The sequence below is a fragment of the Photobacterium alginatilyticum genome (assembly GCF_009910675.1).
GTDB classification, from domain to species: Bacteria; Pseudomonadota; Gammaproteobacteria; order Enterobacterales; family Vibrionaceae; genus Photobacterium; species Photobacterium alginatilyticum.
In genome coordinates, this window is record NZ_RSEJ01000018.1 from 116,531 (window position 1) to 133,702 (window position 17,172).

The window sequence follows — 17,172 nt, forward strand, 5'->3', positions numbered from 1 at the left end:
TTGCCAAGCCAGCAGGCTTGGCAACAGAACAAAGAACCTTAACTTAACCGCTCAGAATGTTCGTTATCGAACAAAGACCAACATTACACTTCAACTCCTCTTCCCTGAACCTTGTCAAAAAAGTAAATGTACTGTTAATTAAGATACCCTCTTCAGCTAATATCTACTGCTCTCATAACATAACTCCCTATATTAGCTCCTTTGCCAATAGCCGTCCCATGGCGACTTTGTAAACAGGAGTGTTGCTTTTTCCTTCGCAATCATTACACAAATGCTCGAATGAACGATCCGGCTCACACTAATAACTCGAAAACGAAAATTTTAATGTTTGTTTGTGTACATTCAGTCGAGTTCTGACTTATATTCCGTTACACAGATGTTAAGCGGAAACATCTGGACAACAAACAAGGACGAATATACGTCAATGAAGAGGAACTCTTATGAGTAATCAAGATAGAAAAACACTTGCCGGAGAATGCATCGCGGAATTTATTGGTACAGGTTTACTGATATTTTTCGGGGTTGGATGTGTCGCCGCTCTGGTATTGGCAGGCGCCAATTTTGGACAATGGGAAATTAGCATTACTTGGGGCCTGGGTGTCACCATCGCTATCTATTGTACCGCAGGCGTATCTGGTGCACACATTAACCCGGCAGTAACCATTGCGCTGGCTTTATTCCACGGCTTTGACAAACGAAAAGTGGGACCTTACATTGCGGCTCAGCTACTTGGCGCATTTAGTTCAGCGGCATTAGTATACTTCCTGTATAGCAACCTGTTTACTGAATACGAAGCGACAAACCAAATTATTCGGGGCACAGAAGCCAGCCTGGCAACGGCAGGTATCTTCTCGACCTACCCACACTCTGCTTTGTCATTCGGTGGTGCCTTCGCTGTTGAAGTTGTAATCACAGCAGTACTCATGTTTGCCATTTTGGGTATTACTGACGATAAAAACGGTGCGCCTCGCGGTGCCATGGGGCCTCTTCTCATCGGTGTGCTAATTGCTGTTATCGGTGGCTCGCTTGGCCCGCTAACCGGATTTGCCATGAACCCGGCCCGTGACTTCGGACCTAAGTTCTTTGCTTTTCTTGCTGGCTGGGGTGACGTCGCCCTGACTGGTGGTAAAGACATCCCTTACTTCATTGTACCTATCTTCGCCCCAATTATCGGCGCGTCATTCGGTGCCTGGCTATACCCGAAGGCCATCGCTCTTTACCTGCCGGAAGCAGGCAATAGCGAAGCAGAACAAGCTCAAACCAACGCTGACATCAATACTGCAGAAATTGCTGACAAAGCCTAATCATAGACAAGGAGAACACTATGACTACCGAGAAAAAATACATCGTAGCGCTTGATCAGGGAACAACAAGCTCACGTGCCGTCATCCTTGACCATGATGCCAATGTTGTCAGCTCTGCACAGCGAGAATTCACCCAGATTTATCCGACAGCCGGATGGGTTGAACATGATCCGCTCGAAATTTATGCCACGCAAAGCTCTACACTTGTTGAAGCGTTGGCCAAAGCCGAGATCAGAACAGATGAAGTGGCGGCAATCGGTATCACCAACCAACGTGAAACGACGATTGTTTGGGATAAGACAACCGGAAAGCCTGTCTACAACGCCATCGTATGGCAATGTCGTCGTACCGCTGAAATCTGCGAAGAGCTTAAATCTCGGGGCCTTGAAGACTACATCAAGGAAAATACCGGACTTGTGCTAGACCCCTACTTTTCCGGCACCAAGGTGAAATGGATCCTGGATAATGTAGAAGGTGCAAGAGAAAAAGCCGAGGCTGGTGAGCTCCTGTTCGGTACAGTAGACACCTGGCTGACCTGGAAGATGACTCAGGGCAAGGTACACGTTACCGACTATACCAATGCCTCTCGTACCATGCTGTTCAACATCAACACCCTGGAATGGGACGAGAAGCTACTGTCAGAATTTGATATTCCGCTAAGCATGATGCCGTCAGTGAAGAAGTCATCGGAAGTATACGGCATGGCTAACCTTGGTGGTAAAGGCGGAACCCGTATTCCAATCGCAGGCATTGCAGGCGATCAGCAGGCTGCTCTGTTTGGACAAATGTGTGTTCACTCAGGCGAAGCCAAAAATACCTATGGTACAGGTTGCTTCTTGCTGATGAATACCGGCGATTCGAAAGTCAGCTCGGCCAATGGACTACTGACAACACTGGCTTGTGGTCCGGAAGGTGATGTCAGCTACGCACTGGAAGGCGCAGTATTTATGGCAGGTGCTTCTATTCAGTGGCTACGTGACGAACTAAAACTGATCACCGATGCCAGCGATACGGAATATTTTGCCGAAAAAGTCGCAACGTCAAACGGTGCCTATGTCGTGCCGGCCTTTACTGGCCTTGGTGCACCATACTGGGATGCCTATGCACGCGGAACCATTGTTGGCCTGACCCGAGGCGTGAATGCCAACCACATTATCCGCGCCACGTTGGAAAGTATCGCCTATCAGGCCCGTGATGTACTTGACGCGATGCAGGCAGATTCAGGTATTCGCCTCGACAGCCTGAAAGTTGATGGCGGCGCTGTTGCCAATAACTTCCTGATGCAATTCCAGGCTGACTTGCTCGATACCAATGTCCACCGCCCGGTCGTCACCGAGGTCACGGCACTTGGTGCCGCCTATCTTGCCGGACTTGCTGTTGGGTTCTGGGACAACTTAGACGAGCTGAAAGAAAAAGCGCAGCTAGATCGTCTCTTCATCCCTGATGGTGATCAGGAGAAACGAGAACGCCGATACACCGGCTGGAAACGTGCCGTTGCCAGTTCAAGAGGCTGGATCGAACACTAATCCCCCAATTTTACTATTAAGCCCGTCACCTACCAGGTGATGGGCTTTTTCACTTACTACCTATTGCTCATTTGAAGCAAGCATGAAAAGGAACGCTATATGAACAAGAGAAGAAAAATCGCCGAAACTGTCGCCAAAACAATCCTATGCTGTAGCATCTTAATTTCTTGCTTCTACTCTTCCCACCCGGCCATCGTGATGCTCAGCTCGTTCATCGCCCTAACAAGCTTATTGTCCCTAAAGTTCATCACAAGTTACCGGCGACATGATCTCACCATGTTAAAGATTGCCGAATCAACCGAGCGGTCATTCCTTATTCAGGTAAAGAAACGGGTTAAAAATGGCACACCATTCAATGACGAACTGATGAATCTCTGTGATACCGCCACCAGCGAAGCAGAAGCCAAGTTTAAGATGATTCATGGTTTTAACAGGACGATTCAGTAACCAGCCTGTATGCTGCAAAACACTGGCAATACGACAAACATACTTTTCAGCATTATTAAATAGCGATCTTGGTCACGAAGTTTTAAAATAGCCTCATAAATCCATGGGAATAAAGAGAAAGTCATGTCCAACGAAGATCTAGAATACCAAGCTTGTGAAGCATGTGGCGTATCAGCAGAAATGGGCTTTATCATCAAAGAAGGTGACGATGTCGCTGAAGTCCGCGTTTATGCCAATGGTAAAGACGCACTGGAAGCTGAGCTAAACAACTACCTTGCTCTGGCAAAAGAAGTTAATGCCAACTTCAAGCATGAAGTAACACAGCTTTCTGAAGACAGTCAGGAGCTTGTAGCCCGAATCCAGTTTGAATGCAGTGCTGAGAAGCTGATTTTTGAACTAAAAAGTCGCTCACTCGCTAAGTAGAGAGTAATGGTAATCCATGGATAGGCAGGAGCATACTTGTCTAAGCTAATGTAATTTCCATACAAAACTCTAAATTTTATACAAAAGCCAATTCCCATGCGGAATTGGCTTTTTTATTGTCGAAAGAGTCTAAATTTACAGCTGACCGACTGATTTTCTGACAATTACGAATGATTAACCGACTAACTGGTCTGATATGCAAAGTTATACTTTTGTCAGTAGTATAAAACTATGCGCACATGGATGCTTTAGGCGCATTTAGTACTGGCAAAACAGCTCATTTTGTATGAAAATGACAGCATATTATGAATCAAATGGCACATATCTTTGTTCTCAATGATATGAAAGAAAAGGAATAGTCCGATGAATAGTAATAAAGCAAAAGTAATTGCAAACTGGAAGCCAACCAACTCTCGTGAATCAGCAGCAATGAAAGAGTTGTTGATGCAAGAGATGGGGGCAACGACAGAGCACCACAAAGGCGGTACTGGCAAGCTGGCACCAAATTCGGGTCGTATGGTCCGCTAACGTCGCTTGTTGATAGAAACTGTATTCTTAAGCGCAGTGTTGCTACAGCACTGCGCTTTTCATATCCGCTAAATATGTTAAATCATTGATATTATTTGAAAGCCCTATTTCCCATCCTTGGCAACTTTGTGCCATTTCAAGCGCCCGTTAGTTTCAAAGCTGTTCTCAGGTCCGCATTCCAATACCACGTTCTCAACTACAACGATTGCACCCAGAGAATAATGCTTGCCCTCATATAAGCATACTCGGTTACCCACACTGCTTGGTTGAATGGTGATCTCAGGCGTATGCTTAACGGTGACTTCCTTGCTCGCTGCCGAAACAGAGAATCCACCTAGCATTATTGGCAGCAACAATACCCACAAGCATTTCTTTATATGACTAAATTTCATTCGTGCCCCCTATTCTATCTACGCTTATATATACCCAAGCGACCTCAAGATGCAGGATTCAGAGTGAGACCAGCGAGCTCAGTTCAAGGAAAATGACGGTAGGAATGGCTTTCCCTTTCAACGTTATTTGACACAGAAATGGGCGTCGGAGTGCCGAACCAACTGGCTCACTCCCAAAGGGCGAGTTTACTTGGCTTCTATGCGTTGTTACCGATTATTAATTTAGAGCCACTAGATTTTCTAATCGGTGCCTAGCCTACAAGCCAAGTAATTCTCGCTGAAACGAGCATCTTGAGGTAGCTTGGGTATATCCTACAAGGCGACATAAATAGGTACTAACTTAACGCCAGTTTTGGCAATAGGTCATAATTACGGCAACCGCCGTATAAAGCGGATGAATAAGAATCGACAGATGGGGTTACTTGGAACGGCTACGCCATAAGTCAAACAATAGTGATGCCAGTATCATGTAGACAGATGCCAGTATGATCTGCGTGATTCGAGCATAAAAGCTGACTTCGATGAATTTACTATCTGACGATATTACACCTCCCAGAACCACCAACATCGCCGACATCACACCAGCCCAAATTGGCGCCTTTTCTGGCTGTTGGTATATCCGGGCACCGATAACCAAGCTCACCAGGCTCAACAAAGCCAACAAAAGCAGGAACTCAGGGGTAGTAACCATCAGTTCATATAACACCAGGGCAAGCAGGCCTCCTACCCCATTGGTTAGCAACAAGAACACACTGATTTTGATGCTTTTCACCGTTGTTATCTGCAGCGACAAGATGCCAATAAACACCATGGTCAAAATAGCACCGTTTATCTGGAAATAATAAAAATAGACGACCACAGGATAGGCAACAATAAGAGCCTTAATAGCCTCTTGAACTCGCTGTTGCTGGCTCAATAAATCCGGCGAGGCGGTGGCTAAATCATTCTGTTGCTCCTCTTCAGAAAACAGCCAATGAAGAACAGCAAAGGCAATTACCGCCAGTACTCCCGAAAAAATCAATCCGGCACCAACATATATCGCCAATCCTGAATTTGTGATACCAAGGTAAGGCAGTAACAAAACAGCAATCAACAATATAGTGGCAAAGAAATTCCACTGCGGATCCAAAAACAGATAATAGGCGTAGAACATCAATAGGCCAACCAGCAATAATAAGATCACCGGGTAATTAGTCACGCCCATACTGACACTCAGCCCAATCAATACCGTTAGCACCATAGCGAGCAAAAGTTGCTGAAAACGTTCGCGGTTTGATACCGGAAAGTCAGCCAAAAACTTCGCCAGAAAAACCGGAAAGATAAATGACAGTCCCCAGCCAATGCCGAAAGCCAGCCCGCATGCGACAACAACACCCACTACATAACGGGTAACCCGACGATAGTAACGCCGCTGCTCATCTGACCTATTAGCGTTCGAGCTACTATTATTTTGACCTATAAGCTCACTATCATCTGACATACGATAGCCAGCTCATAATACGAATCCACACCCGACCAAACATATTCAGTACCGAGCTATCCTGGGTATAGACAATGACATCAGCCTGGCCTCCGACACGACGAAACCCGCGGGCGGTATCATCATCAAAACGTATCGCAACGGGAAATCGCTGTGTTTGCCGCAACCAACCTGTTTGCGGGGTTACCGACACCAACTGTCCGGCCTGCTCGCTCTGCCCCCAGCTAATGCCCCAGTCAATGCTGGCCACCTTGCCTTTGAACACTCGGCCCGGCGCAAAATCGAGGACAATTTCAACCTCGTCGCCGACAATCATATTCCCCAGGCTATTTTCACGAAAATAGGCATCAACCCAGACATCTTCACCGGAAACAAAGGTCAACAACGGCTGACCAGACTGAGCGTAGAAGCCCTCATTCAACCTAAAATTGGAGACGCCGCCAATTGCCGGTGCTCGTAGTACCGTTCGCTCAAGATCAATCTGGGCTTTTTGCAGCTTAAGCAACGCCGACTTCACAGCACTATTTTCTTTACCCGTTGACCCCAGTTGTTTTTTAGCCTGCTCCAGATTGGCCTGCGCTGTTTCAACCTGAGCTTTGGCGCTCGCTAACGCAGCCCGGGATTTATCAGCCTCGGCCTTTGGCATTATGCCTTTTTTCGCCATGGCCAAAATTCGTGATGCCTGAGTACGGACATGCGCCTGATTCGCCAGTGCTTCTGACAGCTTGGCTTGTGCCGAGGCCACAAACGCGGTTTGCACCCCGACACCCTGACCAGCTTTAACCAAGCCTTGCTCTGCTTCCTGAACCGCCAGCTGATAATCAGCCGGGTCAATCCGAACTAGCGGGTCACCGGCCTGCACCACATCATTCGGCTCCACCAACACATCCACCACCCGTCCGGACACCAAAGGCGTAACAGGGATCACGTAGCCCCTCACCCGAGCCATATCTGTTGACGGGATATAGCGATCAGCCAATACGTAGAATACAAATAGACCAACACAGATCAGTAATACCACCACCGTGAGTCGTTTGACCTTATCGACCGGTGGTTTGTCTTTCTTGGGCTTTTCGACACGCTCTTTTTTTACCCGCTTAGGCTTTCCCGCCTTGGGCGCTATTCGCTCGCCGGGTTCAGCCTGAACATTCGGCATGTTCTCTTCTGACATACATTGACTCCGCTGACAGTTCTAAGTCGATCACCAACCTGTACTGTGATTCAATACGCATGCTTTTAAGAATAGTCATGTATGTAAATCATCATGCATTAACAAAGAGAAACGCCCTTTATCCCGCTTGCTGCCCAGCCTTAGGGAAGACCTTCTCACTCGAACTGCCCGAACTAATAACAGCCCCAGTCAATGCAATAAGCGTTGAGATAAACATCGCCAGTACCATTGGCCAAAGTGTATCTACACATAACATTGCAGCCAAAGCACTGACACCTGCCCCGACGGCATACTGCACAGCCCCCAGCAACGCCGACGCAACACCGGCATTATGGGAAAAATACCGCATGAAACAGGCACTGGAGTTAGACATAATGCCGCCATTTGCAGCAATTGAAATAACAAAACCAGCTGCTGCAAACCAAAGATTTTCTGGCGCAATAACCAGGGAACTGACAAGAATCGCACCGCCAAGCACCTGCATACCCAGAAAAGCTTTTAACAAAGTGGCTGGCTCGTAAGCTCTCAACAACAAACTATTGGTACGGTTAACTATCACAATACCAATAACATTGGCGATAAATAATCCGGAGAAGAGCTCCACACTTACGTCGAAATACTCGATATAGGCAAACGGTGCATTGGTAATAAAGGTCATCAATACCGCATAGCCAAATGCCTGTGCCAACAAGTACCCCAGTGCTCGCCGCTCCTTGATAACTGAAGAATACCCCCCTTTCTTTTTCTCTGCTTTCGCCAACTTGTTTGTTTTGGGCATTACCATCACAGCCCCAAAGGAGACAACAACCGCAATCACACTGAGCATGATAAATATCCAGTGCCAGCCTAATGTTTTGAGTATCACCGTACCGACAGTCGGTGCAATAGACGGTGCCAACATCATGATCAGGGCAACCAGAGAGAACAACCGAGCCGCCTCTTTTCCTTCCGCATTATCTCGGATGGTTGCAGGAACCCCGACAACTGCAATCCCGCCACCAATAGACTGAACCACTCGCCATGCCCATAGCATTTCCATCGACTCCACCGTGGCAATCAGCAAGCTACCTATAGCAAAAATCAGCAAGCCCGCAACCATCACCGATCTGCGGCCAAACCGATCCGATAGCGGGCCGCCTATTAACTGCCCTATCGCCATACCCAGTACATAAATACTAACCGTCACTGACACCATAGAGATATCAATCTGTAGGTCATCCGCCATTACGGGAATCGCAGGTAAATAGCTGTCTATCGCAAAGGGAGACATGGCGAAAACAGCCGCAAGCAAGATGATCAGCGACGTTGGCATTTTTTTATTCATGAAAACCTCTTATTTATCTTTCTAGAAAGATACTAGCTAGTAATTATCTTTCCAGCAAGATATATTTAGACCTCCACTGGAGAGGGTAAGTCATGAGCAAGCAAGAAACAGTCGCTAACATATTGAAGAAAATCGAAGATAACTGGCCTCAGTCTGCTGAAAAATGTTCTCCGGCGATCCTTCGTCTCCACCGCATTCATGACTATCATCAGCAGGATTTGATCGGAATCCTCGATCAATATGATCTTCAACGGGCTGATTTCAGCGTATTGGCAGCACTTCGCCGACAGGGAGAGCCTTGCTGCTTATCCCCTACCGAACTCTACCGTTCTATGCTTTTCAGCTCCGGCGGACTGACAAAAGTGCTCAGCCGTATCACCACGCTGGGGCTTATTGAGCGACTCGACAACCCGGAAGACAAACGCAGCAAATTAGTCAAACTGACGGAAAAGGGAAAAGAGCTGATCGACAGAATCATTCACCAGCTACACAACCATGAGCAAGAGTTCGTCTCTGTTTTGTCGGAAAAGGAACAGGAGCAACTCAACTCGCTATTGGAAAAGTTACTTACAGGCAGGGAATAAATCTGTTATCTGAAAACAGCTCTGTCTAAAACTAGCTAGAGTGAGGCAGGTTTATCAAACCTGAATTAGGTTCGAAGACTAACCATAAAAAACAGGTCTGAAACTCAGACCTGCCTATTGTTTCTTACAGCTGTATTGGCCGCTGTAAGTGCATCAAAATGGTGATGCTTATTTCTCTGCAGCTACGACAGAGATTTCAACCAACAGTGCGTCACGAGCCATGCTCGCTTCAACACATGCACGAGCCGGGGCGTGACCTTCTGGTACCCAGTTGTCCCAAACTTCGTTCATTTCAGCGAAGTCTTTCATATCTTTGATATAGATAGTGGCTGAAAGCATGTGCTCTTTGTCACTACCAGCCTGTTCAAGCAAGGCTTCTACTTTGTCCAGCATTGTTGCTGTTTGTTCCTTGATACCTTGCGTGGCATCAGCACACACTTGGCCACAAAGATAAATAGTGCCGTTGTGCTTAACAATACGGCTCATGCGTTGCTTGGTTTCCAGACGTTCGATCATACTATCGCCTTTTTCATTATAAGGATAACAGCCCAGGGTATGGGCGAAGAGAAGGCACATTTTAGTCCTAATCGCTCCGAGTTGAAACCGGTATAACTGTGCTTATTGACAATAAATTAAGGCTCACCATCACAGATTTTATTCAAAAAAGCGCCGGAACAATGTCCGGCACTTTGTTCGATCACGTCAACCTTTAATGCGGGTAAGCATTTACCGGAACCGCACGCCCAAATGCCACCGTTTGCCCGGAATAAGTGGTTTGTTCAACCATAGAACCTTTTCATTTTATTGCGCTGGGTTTGCTAGCGACTTGGTAGTCACTCGGCTTACGTTTGATGCAGGCTTAACGATTAGACCAATCCCGACAAGAAACAGTACACAAGCAACAACTTGTGCAACACTCAACACTTCATCATACATAAAGTAACCGGAAATCAAGGCAAACAAAGGGACCAGCAAAGTCAGCGGTGCCGTTGTACTCAGCGGATAACGAATCAGTAGTCGATTCCATACCCAATAGCCAAACAATGTAGTTGGATATGCCTGAAAGACAACCGCTATTGTCGTGTTCACATCCCAACTATCGAATGCATGCATTGCTATGTTTGGCCCGTAAAGACTTATGGCAAAAAGAACCAAAGGGATAGGCGCAAATAGCATTCCCCACACGTTAAACGCGAATGCCTGAGTGGTTTTCGACGCTTTTACGATCATGCCCATAACTGTCCAGCAAGCAGCGGCGATCATGATAAACATCAAACCCTGCACGGTAATATTGCCATTGGTCGCAGACACCAATACCAAAAGAGCAACGAGCGAAGTCGCTGCTCCAATGACTTTGCGCTTTGAAGCGAGTTCCTTATGAATAAATACCCCTACTGCCATGCTAATTAGCGCGTTAGATGAAAGCAGTACAGAAGATATGCCTGAAGAGAGACCTGCAGTAATTGACCAAGAAGCCATACCCCATATCCCTACGCCAAACACTAAGCCGTAGCCAAACAAATAGCGCCAAGCAACATTCGGCCTTCGAATAAAGAATATTGCTGGTACCACTGCCAAAGTAAATCGGGCTGCTGTCGCCAATAATGGGTGCACTTCAGTAATCCCCAGTTTGATCATCGAGAAATTGAATCCCCAAATTGCCATAACAAAAATCGCCAAAAATAAATCGTTTCTTATCATAACTGTCCTCCCTTTTGCTTGAAAAATAGTATTACCTGAGTACAGTTACCGGTACAGATACAATCTTTCATACAAAAAGCAGTACAGTTATAGCCTATGAGTATGTACAAGACGATGGCAAGTCAGTTTATACGTGAAATTGAAGCGGGTAAGCTGACTGAAGGAAGTCGTATGCCTTCATTACGACAGCTCTCAAAGCAGCAAGCAGTGAGTATGTCGACAGCTGTCAGTTGCTATCAAGAGCTTGAATCCCAAGGATGGATCCATGCGCGCCCTCAAGCGGGGTATTACGTTTCTCCACGAAAAAGTAAACATAACACACCTGAGTGGGCGCGCTTTGTTAGTAAGGTTTCTAAGGTCAATCAAAGCTTCACTATTAACTCACAACATAACGGACCACTTGGGGTTTCAAGTACAGATATCGACGAGATGTCGCTTAATGAACTAGAACGTAGTTTTCGTAGAGCAAGCAAGCGGCTAGGCAGTCGACTCAATCAATACCCAAATACTCAAGGCGAGCCTTTACTACGTAATGCATTAAGTGTTCATTTTGCAAAACTTGGGCTGCATTTAAACCCAGATGAGTTGGTCATTACGTCAGGGTGTATGCCTGCCATCAAAGCAGCACTTGAGTCCTGTACTCAAGTGGGCGACGCAATTGCAATTAGCTCACCTTGCTTTAGTGGCATTTTAGATTTACTTGGGAAAATGGGGCGTAACATTGTAGAGATCCCATCTCTGGACGACGGAATAGACCTCCCCCAATTGGAACTGCACTTACAACAAGGGAGCGTTAAGGCCGGCATCTTCTGTACTTCGCACATGAATCCTCAAGGTATCACCATGTCTGTTCAACAGAAGCAAAAACTGGCTGAGATAGCAAATCGCTACCAAGTTCCGATGATTGAGGATGACGTCTACCTAGAGCTCTCCTACTCAGAACACACCCCGTTACCCTCGAAGTATTACGACCAAGGTGGTTACATTCTCTGGTGTGGGTCTGTATCTAAAAGCTTATCACCCAGCTATCGTCTGGGGTGGTGTTTGCCGGGTCGATACATAGAGCACTATCGCCAGCAACATACGGCTTCTTACTTTGGTGTTTCACTCCCCATTCAGCTAGCAGTGGCTGATTATATTGAATCAGGTAACTATGCCAAACAACTGAAACGACGTCGCAGCAAGTTGCTTAACTTAAGGCAATCGTATCTCAGTTTTTTGTCTGAACGCTTGCCTGATAAAGTCAACATTAGCCATCCACAGGGAGGGATGGTTCTCTGGCTGCAGGTTCCTGAACTCAATGTAGCCAAGTTCACTGCACTTATCGAAAATAATAATCTTGATATTCGTTTGGGCCAGCTATTTAGTACTTTGTCGCTCTACAATAACTGTTTAAGGATAAATATCGGATTTAAGCTAACAAAAGATGTGCAGAATGAGTTGAATCTGTTGATAGGCGCTATAAAACAATCGAGTTAAAAGGCGCAGAAGCCTTATATAAAGCACTTCGTCTTTCTTAATGCTTTCTGGTCTGCTCTCAGACGTTATCAGTCGACATAGAGCCTTGCAGCCAAAGGATTTGTTCAGATTCGCAAGAGGATGAACAACTATTCGTCAAATCTAATGGGAGTATCAGTCAATTTAGCAATTAGGCCACCGACTCGATTTCGCATCTCACGCCTATCCACAATCATATCGATAGCGCCGTGCTCTAAAAGGAACTCACTTCGCTGAAAGCCTTCAGGCAATTTCTCTCGAACGGTTTGCTCTATAACGCGTCGCCCAGCAAACCCAATAATTGCGTTCGGCTCGCCGATGTTAATATCTCCTAGCATGGCTAGACTAGCTGATACGCCGCCTAGTGTTTGGTCTGTTAATACCGATATAAACGGGAGCCCTTCACAGGATAAACGATTTAACGCAGCGCTGGTTTTTGACATTTGCATTAATGACATAAGCGATTCTTGCATGCGAGCACCACCACTGGCTGAAAAGCAAACTAACCCACAATTTGCATCAATCGCGACTTCAACTGCACGAACAAAACGGGCACCGACAACAGAGCCCATTGAGCCAGCCATAAAAGAAAATTCGAATGCACAGGCAACAACAGGTAAACCCAGCAACTTGCCTTTCATCGCAACTAAGGCATCCTTTTCGCCTGTACTTTTCTGGGCTATAGCAAGGCGTTCCTTGTAGCGTTTCAGATCCTTAAAATTCAGTAAGTCTTTAGGCTCATGCTCACTGGCAATCTCAATGCGCTCTTTCTTATCCAAAAAGCTATCTAAACGGCTGCGTGCCGCCATCCTCATATGGTGTCTGCATTTCGGACACACCGCCAGATTCTCCTCAAGAGTGATGCGGTAAAGGGTTTGGCTACATGAAGGGCATTTAGTCCATACACCATCTGGAATCTTCGCTTTACGTTTGCTGACTACATTCTTCTTATCTAATAGTCTTTCTAACCAACTCATGGGGGAAACCTTGTGCAATTAACTTTAGTCAGCAATATTGTATAAGCCTATTGTTGGGAATAAAGTGCTATTATTTGGCCTCATAATCCAACCCAGTGGGATAATAGTAAATGCTTGATAAGATTGACCAGCAGTGGCTTAAAAGCTTTCATTGTGTCTATGAGAACAACAGCTTTAAACGGGCTGCGGAATTTCTAGGTTTACCGACATCAAATGTCAGTCGCCATATCGCTTTACTTGAAGAACGTCTGGATACTCGACTTTTTGACAGAACCACACGCCGAATTTCTCCGACTGATGCAGGGGAACACCTCTTTTTGCGCACACAACCATTGCTGGACAAGCTAAATGATGCACTGGAGGAGGTGACGCAACACTCTAAAGAAGTCATGGGACAACTTAGAGTCTTAATGCCAGACTCACCAGCTTTAGCCCAAGCAGTGGTCTCTTTTTGTACCCAACATCCTTCAATTTCATTATGTTGTGATACAAGCATCAGCCCTAAGGAGGATTTGCTTGATGGGTTTGACGTCATTCTAAGCTTCCACCGTGGAAAGCTCGAAGACAATAATTGGGTTGCTAAAGAGATTAAGCGCTGGCCAAGTTCTGTTGTAGGATCCCCTCAGCTTCTGCGCACGTCTCCCAAACCTTTTCAGATTACCGATTTGAAGCACGTTCCGTGCATCAATAGCTTTACCGCATTAAATGGAACGCCATGGGTTTTCAAAAATGCTAGAGGTGGGCTTATAACTCAAAAGGTACAGTCTTCATTTAAGGTCAACAGTGGACACCTTGCCAAGTCAGGCGCATTAGCTGGTTTGGGGCTAGCGATACTACCAACCGAATCATGTCGTGATGAGATAAATTCTGGCACTCTGGAAATCGTAGAATTGGAATACGAGCCTGAAGACTTAGTTTTATATGTCTTTTACACTTCCAGAAAGCATTTAGCAAAAAAGATCCCAATGTTCATCGAACACTTACAGCGCCAAGTGAATATAGATACAAGTACCTAGATACCATAAGTACAAGTATGCCAAACCTCTCTCGTCCAACTTGATAAAGGAATCTGACCTAACTTGTTTCGGGACAGAAGTGATTTAAGGCAATCAGTCAGATCTAGTCACTTATAACAAAGAGCAATTTTGTACAAACGCATTCGCCATCACTTCGTTATACTCATCGATAGAAAGCGTAACAGGCGATGGAGAGAGCAATAAATGGATTCAAAGAAGAAGCAATCGCCGAAAAAGGAAAGGGCTACCTATAGTATTGCCGATGAGCTGGGCGGCATTGATCTGCTTGATGCCGATTATCATCGCCAGAACTTTTCGCGCCACAGCCATGAAGGCTACACCGTCGGTGTGATCGAAAACGGTGCCCAACAATTCTATCGAACCGGCGGTAACCATGTTGCGCCGCAAGGCAGTATCATCTTAGTTAATGCCGATGAAGTGCATAGCGGCCATTCTGCCACTGAAGGCGGCTGGTCATACAAGGCGATGTATCCCCTCCCCGATCAGTTTGAGACCATTAGCCACGAACTGGCTGCGGGGTTATCGAGTAACGGAGCACCGTATTTTCCCTCGCCGGTAGTTTATGATCCCGAGCTCGCCAGCCAGCTTCGTCTGGTCTTTGAAACGTTAGAGAAATCAGACAATCGCCTGCTGCGGGAGACCTTGCTTTACGGTGTAATGACCAAGCTAATGTGCAAGCACGGCAAGCGACCCACCGCACCTCAGGATGTATCGAAGGCGCAGCGCCAGCTAAAACTGGTCAAAGAGTTTCTTGATGATTTCCCGAGCGCCGACATCTCCCTTCAGGAGCTGGCAAATCTGGCCTCATTCAGCCCTTATCACCTTGTGAGGGCATTTCAGAAGGAATATGGGTTCCCACCCCACGCCTACCAAATTCAGGCGCGGCTTCGGTTGGCAAAACAATTAATTCGACAAGGACACACCGTCTCGGATGCTGCACAAGAATCCGGTTTTCACGATCAAAGCCACCTCCATCGACATTTCAAAAAAGCCATGGGTATTACTCCCGGCCAGTTTGCCAAGCAAGTGGCTCGCTAGTCAGCACACTGCATCGTTATTGCTCCTTCTATTGAGCAATAACGTACAAGTTTGTATCGTGGTTAATTCTTAAAGTAAAAGGCATGACTGATAACAAAGAAGAAACACGCAATGCAAGCATCTATCACAACCGAAACTAATGACAGAGGCGTTTCTGACAGAACAGAAGCCACTCATCAGAACATGACAGATAACAGTAACCAACAGCAGACATCACAGGAAAAGCGCACTCTATTCAGGCAAGGAGCACTGGCCGTCAGCCCGCTCTGCGTTGCGGTGATCCCATGGGGATTACTGGCCGGATCATTCGCGATTGATATCGGCCTTGACCCATTTCAGAGTCAGGCGCTCTCAGCCATTGTCTTTGCGGGCTCCGCCCAGCTAGTTGCGACGGGGTTACTGAAAGTAGGAGCCGGTCTGGCAACTATCTTGCTAACAACCCTGTTTATTACCTCGCGCCATCTGCTCTACAGCATCACAATGCGCGACAAGATCAGTTCGCTGCCGCTGAAATGGCGAATTGGCCTGGGATTTTTACTTACCGATGAGCTGTTTGCCCTATGCGGCCACCAGTCTCCCAAGATATTCAATCGCTGGTACGCCCTAGGGGCCGGCCTGTGGTTTTACATCTGCTGGAACCTGGCTACGCTGGCAGGCATCGTTGCAGGTAAGTTCATCCCCAACCTCGACAGCCTCGGATTAGATTTTGCTATTGCGGCGACCTTCATTGCCCTTGTAGTCCCGACAGTCAAAAATGCTTCCGTTTTGGTTTCAGTGGTTGTTGCCTTGATCCTCTCTGTTGTATTGCAAGCCTATAACGTCGAAGGTGGATTAATGCTGGCAAGCCTGGCTGCAATGATCGCAGGTTATAGCTACGACAAATACGTGGGTAGTCCTATCGAAAAAGAAAAAGGAGAAGACGCATGATTTGGTTAACTCTTCTGGCTATGGCCCTGCTTGTTTTCTCAAGTCGCTACTTGTTTCTGGAGCCAAGGCTTCCCCTGCGACTAAACGCTCAGGCACAAAAATTACTGAGTTACTCCAGTCCAGCTGTTCTCACAGCAATTTGGGCACCGATCGTCTTCTTGCCCGAAGGTGAGCTTGCACTATCTTGGCATAACCCCTATTTGGTTGCTGCGATTGTCGCGGTATTACTGGCCTGGAAACTAAAAAACGTGCTGCTTACCGCCGTTATCAGCATGGCTGTGTTCTTTCTGCTTTCGGCTTTTTAACAAGGCTGAAATTATCGTTGGCTCCTGTTATTGATAATGTTATTTTTCAGCGCAATACGAATAACACCCACATGGTTATGACATGAGCGAAAGATACGAAAAAGGCCTGAAGCAACTCAATGAACTTGATCCCAACGCAGCTGAAGGACTGATTGAAAGCTTCCGTGACATCTGCCCGGATTTGGCAAAGTACACCATTGAATATCCGTTCGGCGATGTCTTGCAACGCGAAGGGCTAGATTTTAAGACCCGTGAGCTGGCAACGATTGCCGCGCTAACAGCACTGGGCAATTGCCAGCCACAGCTCAAAGGCCATATCAGCGGTGCCCTGAATCTGGGTTGCACACCTAAGGCGATCACCGAGGTGATCCTGCAAATGTCTGTCTACGCCGGGTTCCCTGCAGCCATCAATGGCATGACAGCCGCAAAAGAAGTGTTTGAGTCTCGCGGGATCATAACTGCCAAATAACCGCAAGACACAAGCCGGTACGCAATTCAGCCTGTTGGACTA

Annotated in this window: 19 protein-coding genes; 12 read left to right on the plus strand and 7 right to left on the minus strand. The window is 46.6% G+C overall.

What is annotated here, in order from left to right:
- Positions 1-440: 440 nt before the first annotated feature.
- The 5 genes from EIZ48_RS16900 (at position 441) to EIZ48_RS29095 (ending at position 4,228) form a co-directional block, all read left to right on the plus strand.
- Positions 441-1,304 (plus strand): MIP/aquaporin family protein, encoded by an 864-nt coding sequence (locus EIZ48_RS16900; RefSeq protein WP_160653826.1) that lies wholly within the window; start codon positions 441-443, stop codon positions 1,302-1,304.
- A 20-nt stretch (positions 1,305-1,324) separates the two neighbouring features.
- Entirely contained in the window at positions 1,325-2,830 is a 1,506-nt protein-coding gene (gene glpK, locus EIZ48_RS16905) for a glycerol kinase GlpK (protein WP_160653829.1), read from the plus strand.
- Positions 2,831-2,929: 99 nt separating this feature from the next.
- The gene (locus tag EIZ48_RS16910; protein ID WP_160653832.1) at positions 2,930-3,277 is read left to right on the plus strand and encodes a hypothetical protein; all 348 of its coding nucleotides are present in this window, start codon (positions 2,930-2,932) and stop codon (positions 3,275-3,277) included.
- A 123-nt stretch (positions 3,278-3,400) separates the two neighbouring features.
- On the plus strand, positions 3,401-3,700 hold the full coding sequence (locus EIZ48_RS16915) for a YfcZ/YiiS family protein (RefSeq protein ID WP_160653835.1): 300 nt from the start codon (positions 3,401-3,403) through the stop codon (positions 3,698-3,700).
- A 363-nt stretch (positions 3,701-4,063) separates the two neighbouring features.
- A complete protein-coding gene (locus EIZ48_RS29095; protein ID WP_175577586.1) occupies positions 4,064-4,228 on the plus strand; it encodes a hypothetical protein in 165 nt (54 codons plus the stop codon).
- A gap of 104 nt (positions 4,229-4,332) precedes the next feature.
- Here the strand turns inward: EIZ48_RS29095 and EIZ48_RS16920 are convergent, their stop codons facing one another.
- The 4 genes from EIZ48_RS16920 to EIZ48_RS16935 form a co-directional block, all read right to left on the minus strand.
- On the minus strand, positions 4,333-4,620 hold the full coding sequence (locus EIZ48_RS16920) for a DUF1496 domain-containing protein (RefSeq protein WP_240152996.1): 288 nt from the start codon (positions 4,618-4,620) through the stop codon (positions 4,333-4,335).
- A gap of 418 nt (positions 4,621-5,038) precedes the next feature.
- Positions 5,039-6,100 (minus strand): DUF2955 domain-containing protein, encoded by a 1,062-nt coding sequence (locus EIZ48_RS16925; protein ID WP_160653838.1) that lies wholly within the window; start codon positions 6,098-6,100, stop codon positions 5,039-5,041.
- Positions 6,090-7,271 (minus strand): HlyD family secretion protein, encoded by a 1,182-nt coding sequence (locus EIZ48_RS16930; RefSeq protein ID WP_160653841.1) that lies wholly within the window; start codon positions 7,269-7,271, stop codon positions 6,090-6,092. The genes EIZ48_RS16925 and EIZ48_RS16930 overlap by 11 nt, the downstream gene beginning before the upstream one ends.
- A 118-nt stretch (positions 7,272-7,389) precedes the next feature.
- On the minus strand, positions 7,390-8,595 hold the full coding sequence (locus EIZ48_RS16935; protein ID WP_160653844.1) for a multidrug effflux MFS transporter: 1,206 nt from the start codon (positions 8,593-8,595) through the stop codon (positions 7,390-7,392).
- 92 nt (positions 8,596-8,687) lie between these two features.
- Here EIZ48_RS16935 and EIZ48_RS16940 point away from each other — a divergent pair, with 92 nt between their 5' ends.
- Positions 8,688-9,179, plus strand: a complete 492-nt coding sequence (locus EIZ48_RS16940; RefSeq protein ID WP_160653847.1) for a MarR family winged helix-turn-helix transcriptional regulator — start codon at positions 8,688-8,690, stop codon at positions 9,177-9,179.
- Positions 9,180-9,347: 168 nt separating this feature from the next.
- Here the strand turns inward: EIZ48_RS16940 and EIZ48_RS16945 are convergent, their stop codons facing one another.
- Both EIZ48_RS16945 and EIZ48_RS16950 read right to left on the minus strand, forming a co-directional pair.
- Positions 9,348-9,695: a RidA family protein gene (locus tag EIZ48_RS16945; RefSeq protein WP_075767195.1), complete on the minus strand. Its 348-nt coding sequence runs from the start codon at positions 9,693-9,695 to the stop codon at positions 9,348-9,350.
- Between the two features lie 285 nt (positions 9,696-9,980).
- The gene (locus EIZ48_RS16950; RefSeq protein WP_160653850.1) at positions 9,981-10,880 is read right to left on the minus strand and encodes an EamA family transporter; all 900 of its coding nucleotides are present in this window, start codon (positions 10,878-10,880) and stop codon (positions 9,981-9,983) included.
- Positions 10,881-10,976: 96 nt separating this feature from the next.
- Between EIZ48_RS16950 and EIZ48_RS16955 the strand changes: the two genes are divergently transcribed.
- Positions 10,977-12,359 carry an aminotransferase-like domain-containing protein gene (locus EIZ48_RS16955; protein WP_160653852.1) on the plus strand — a complete coding sequence of 461 codons (1,383 nt, stop codon included), beginning with the start codon at positions 10,977-10,979 and terminating at the stop codon, positions 12,357-12,359.
- Between the two features lie 128 nt (positions 12,360-12,487).
- On the opposite strand, the gene accD is transcribed toward EIZ48_RS16955, so the two are convergent.
- Positions 12,488-13,354, minus strand: coding sequence for an acetyl-CoA carboxylase, carboxyltransferase subunit beta (gene accD, locus EIZ48_RS16960; RefSeq protein WP_160653855.1), 867 nt, complete (start codon positions 13,352-13,354; stop codon positions 12,488-12,490).
- 110 nt (positions 13,355-13,464) lie between these two features.
- Here accD and EIZ48_RS16965 point away from each other — a divergent pair, with 110 nt between their 5' ends.
- From EIZ48_RS16965 to EIZ48_RS16985, 5 genes are all read left to right on the plus strand, one after another.
- On the plus strand, positions 13,465-14,370 hold the full coding sequence (locus EIZ48_RS16965; protein WP_160653858.1) for a LysR family transcriptional regulator: 906 nt from the start codon (positions 13,465-13,467) through the stop codon (positions 14,368-14,370).
- A gap of 204 nt (positions 14,371-14,574) precedes the next feature.
- Positions 14,575-15,429, plus strand: coding sequence for an AraC family transcriptional regulator (locus tag EIZ48_RS16970; RefSeq protein ID WP_160653861.1), 855 nt, complete (start codon positions 14,575-14,577; stop codon positions 15,427-15,429).
- A gap of 183 nt (positions 15,430-15,612) precedes the next feature.
- Positions 15,613-16,356, plus strand: a complete 744-nt coding sequence (locus tag EIZ48_RS16975; protein WP_160654062.1) for an AzlC family ABC transporter permease — start codon at positions 15,613-15,615, stop codon at positions 16,354-16,356.
- On the plus strand, positions 16,353-16,661 hold the full coding sequence (locus EIZ48_RS16980) for an AzlD domain-containing protein (RefSeq protein ID WP_160653863.1): 309 nt from the start codon (positions 16,353-16,355) through the stop codon (positions 16,659-16,661). The genes EIZ48_RS16975 and EIZ48_RS16980 overlap by 4 nt, the downstream gene beginning before the upstream one ends.
- Positions 16,662-16,743: 82 nt before the next feature.
- Positions 16,744-17,130, plus strand: a complete 387-nt coding sequence (locus EIZ48_RS16985) for a carboxymuconolactone decarboxylase family protein (RefSeq protein WP_160653866.1) — start codon at positions 16,744-16,746, stop codon at positions 17,128-17,130.
- The last annotated feature ends 42 nt before the right edge of the window (positions 17,131-17,172 follow it).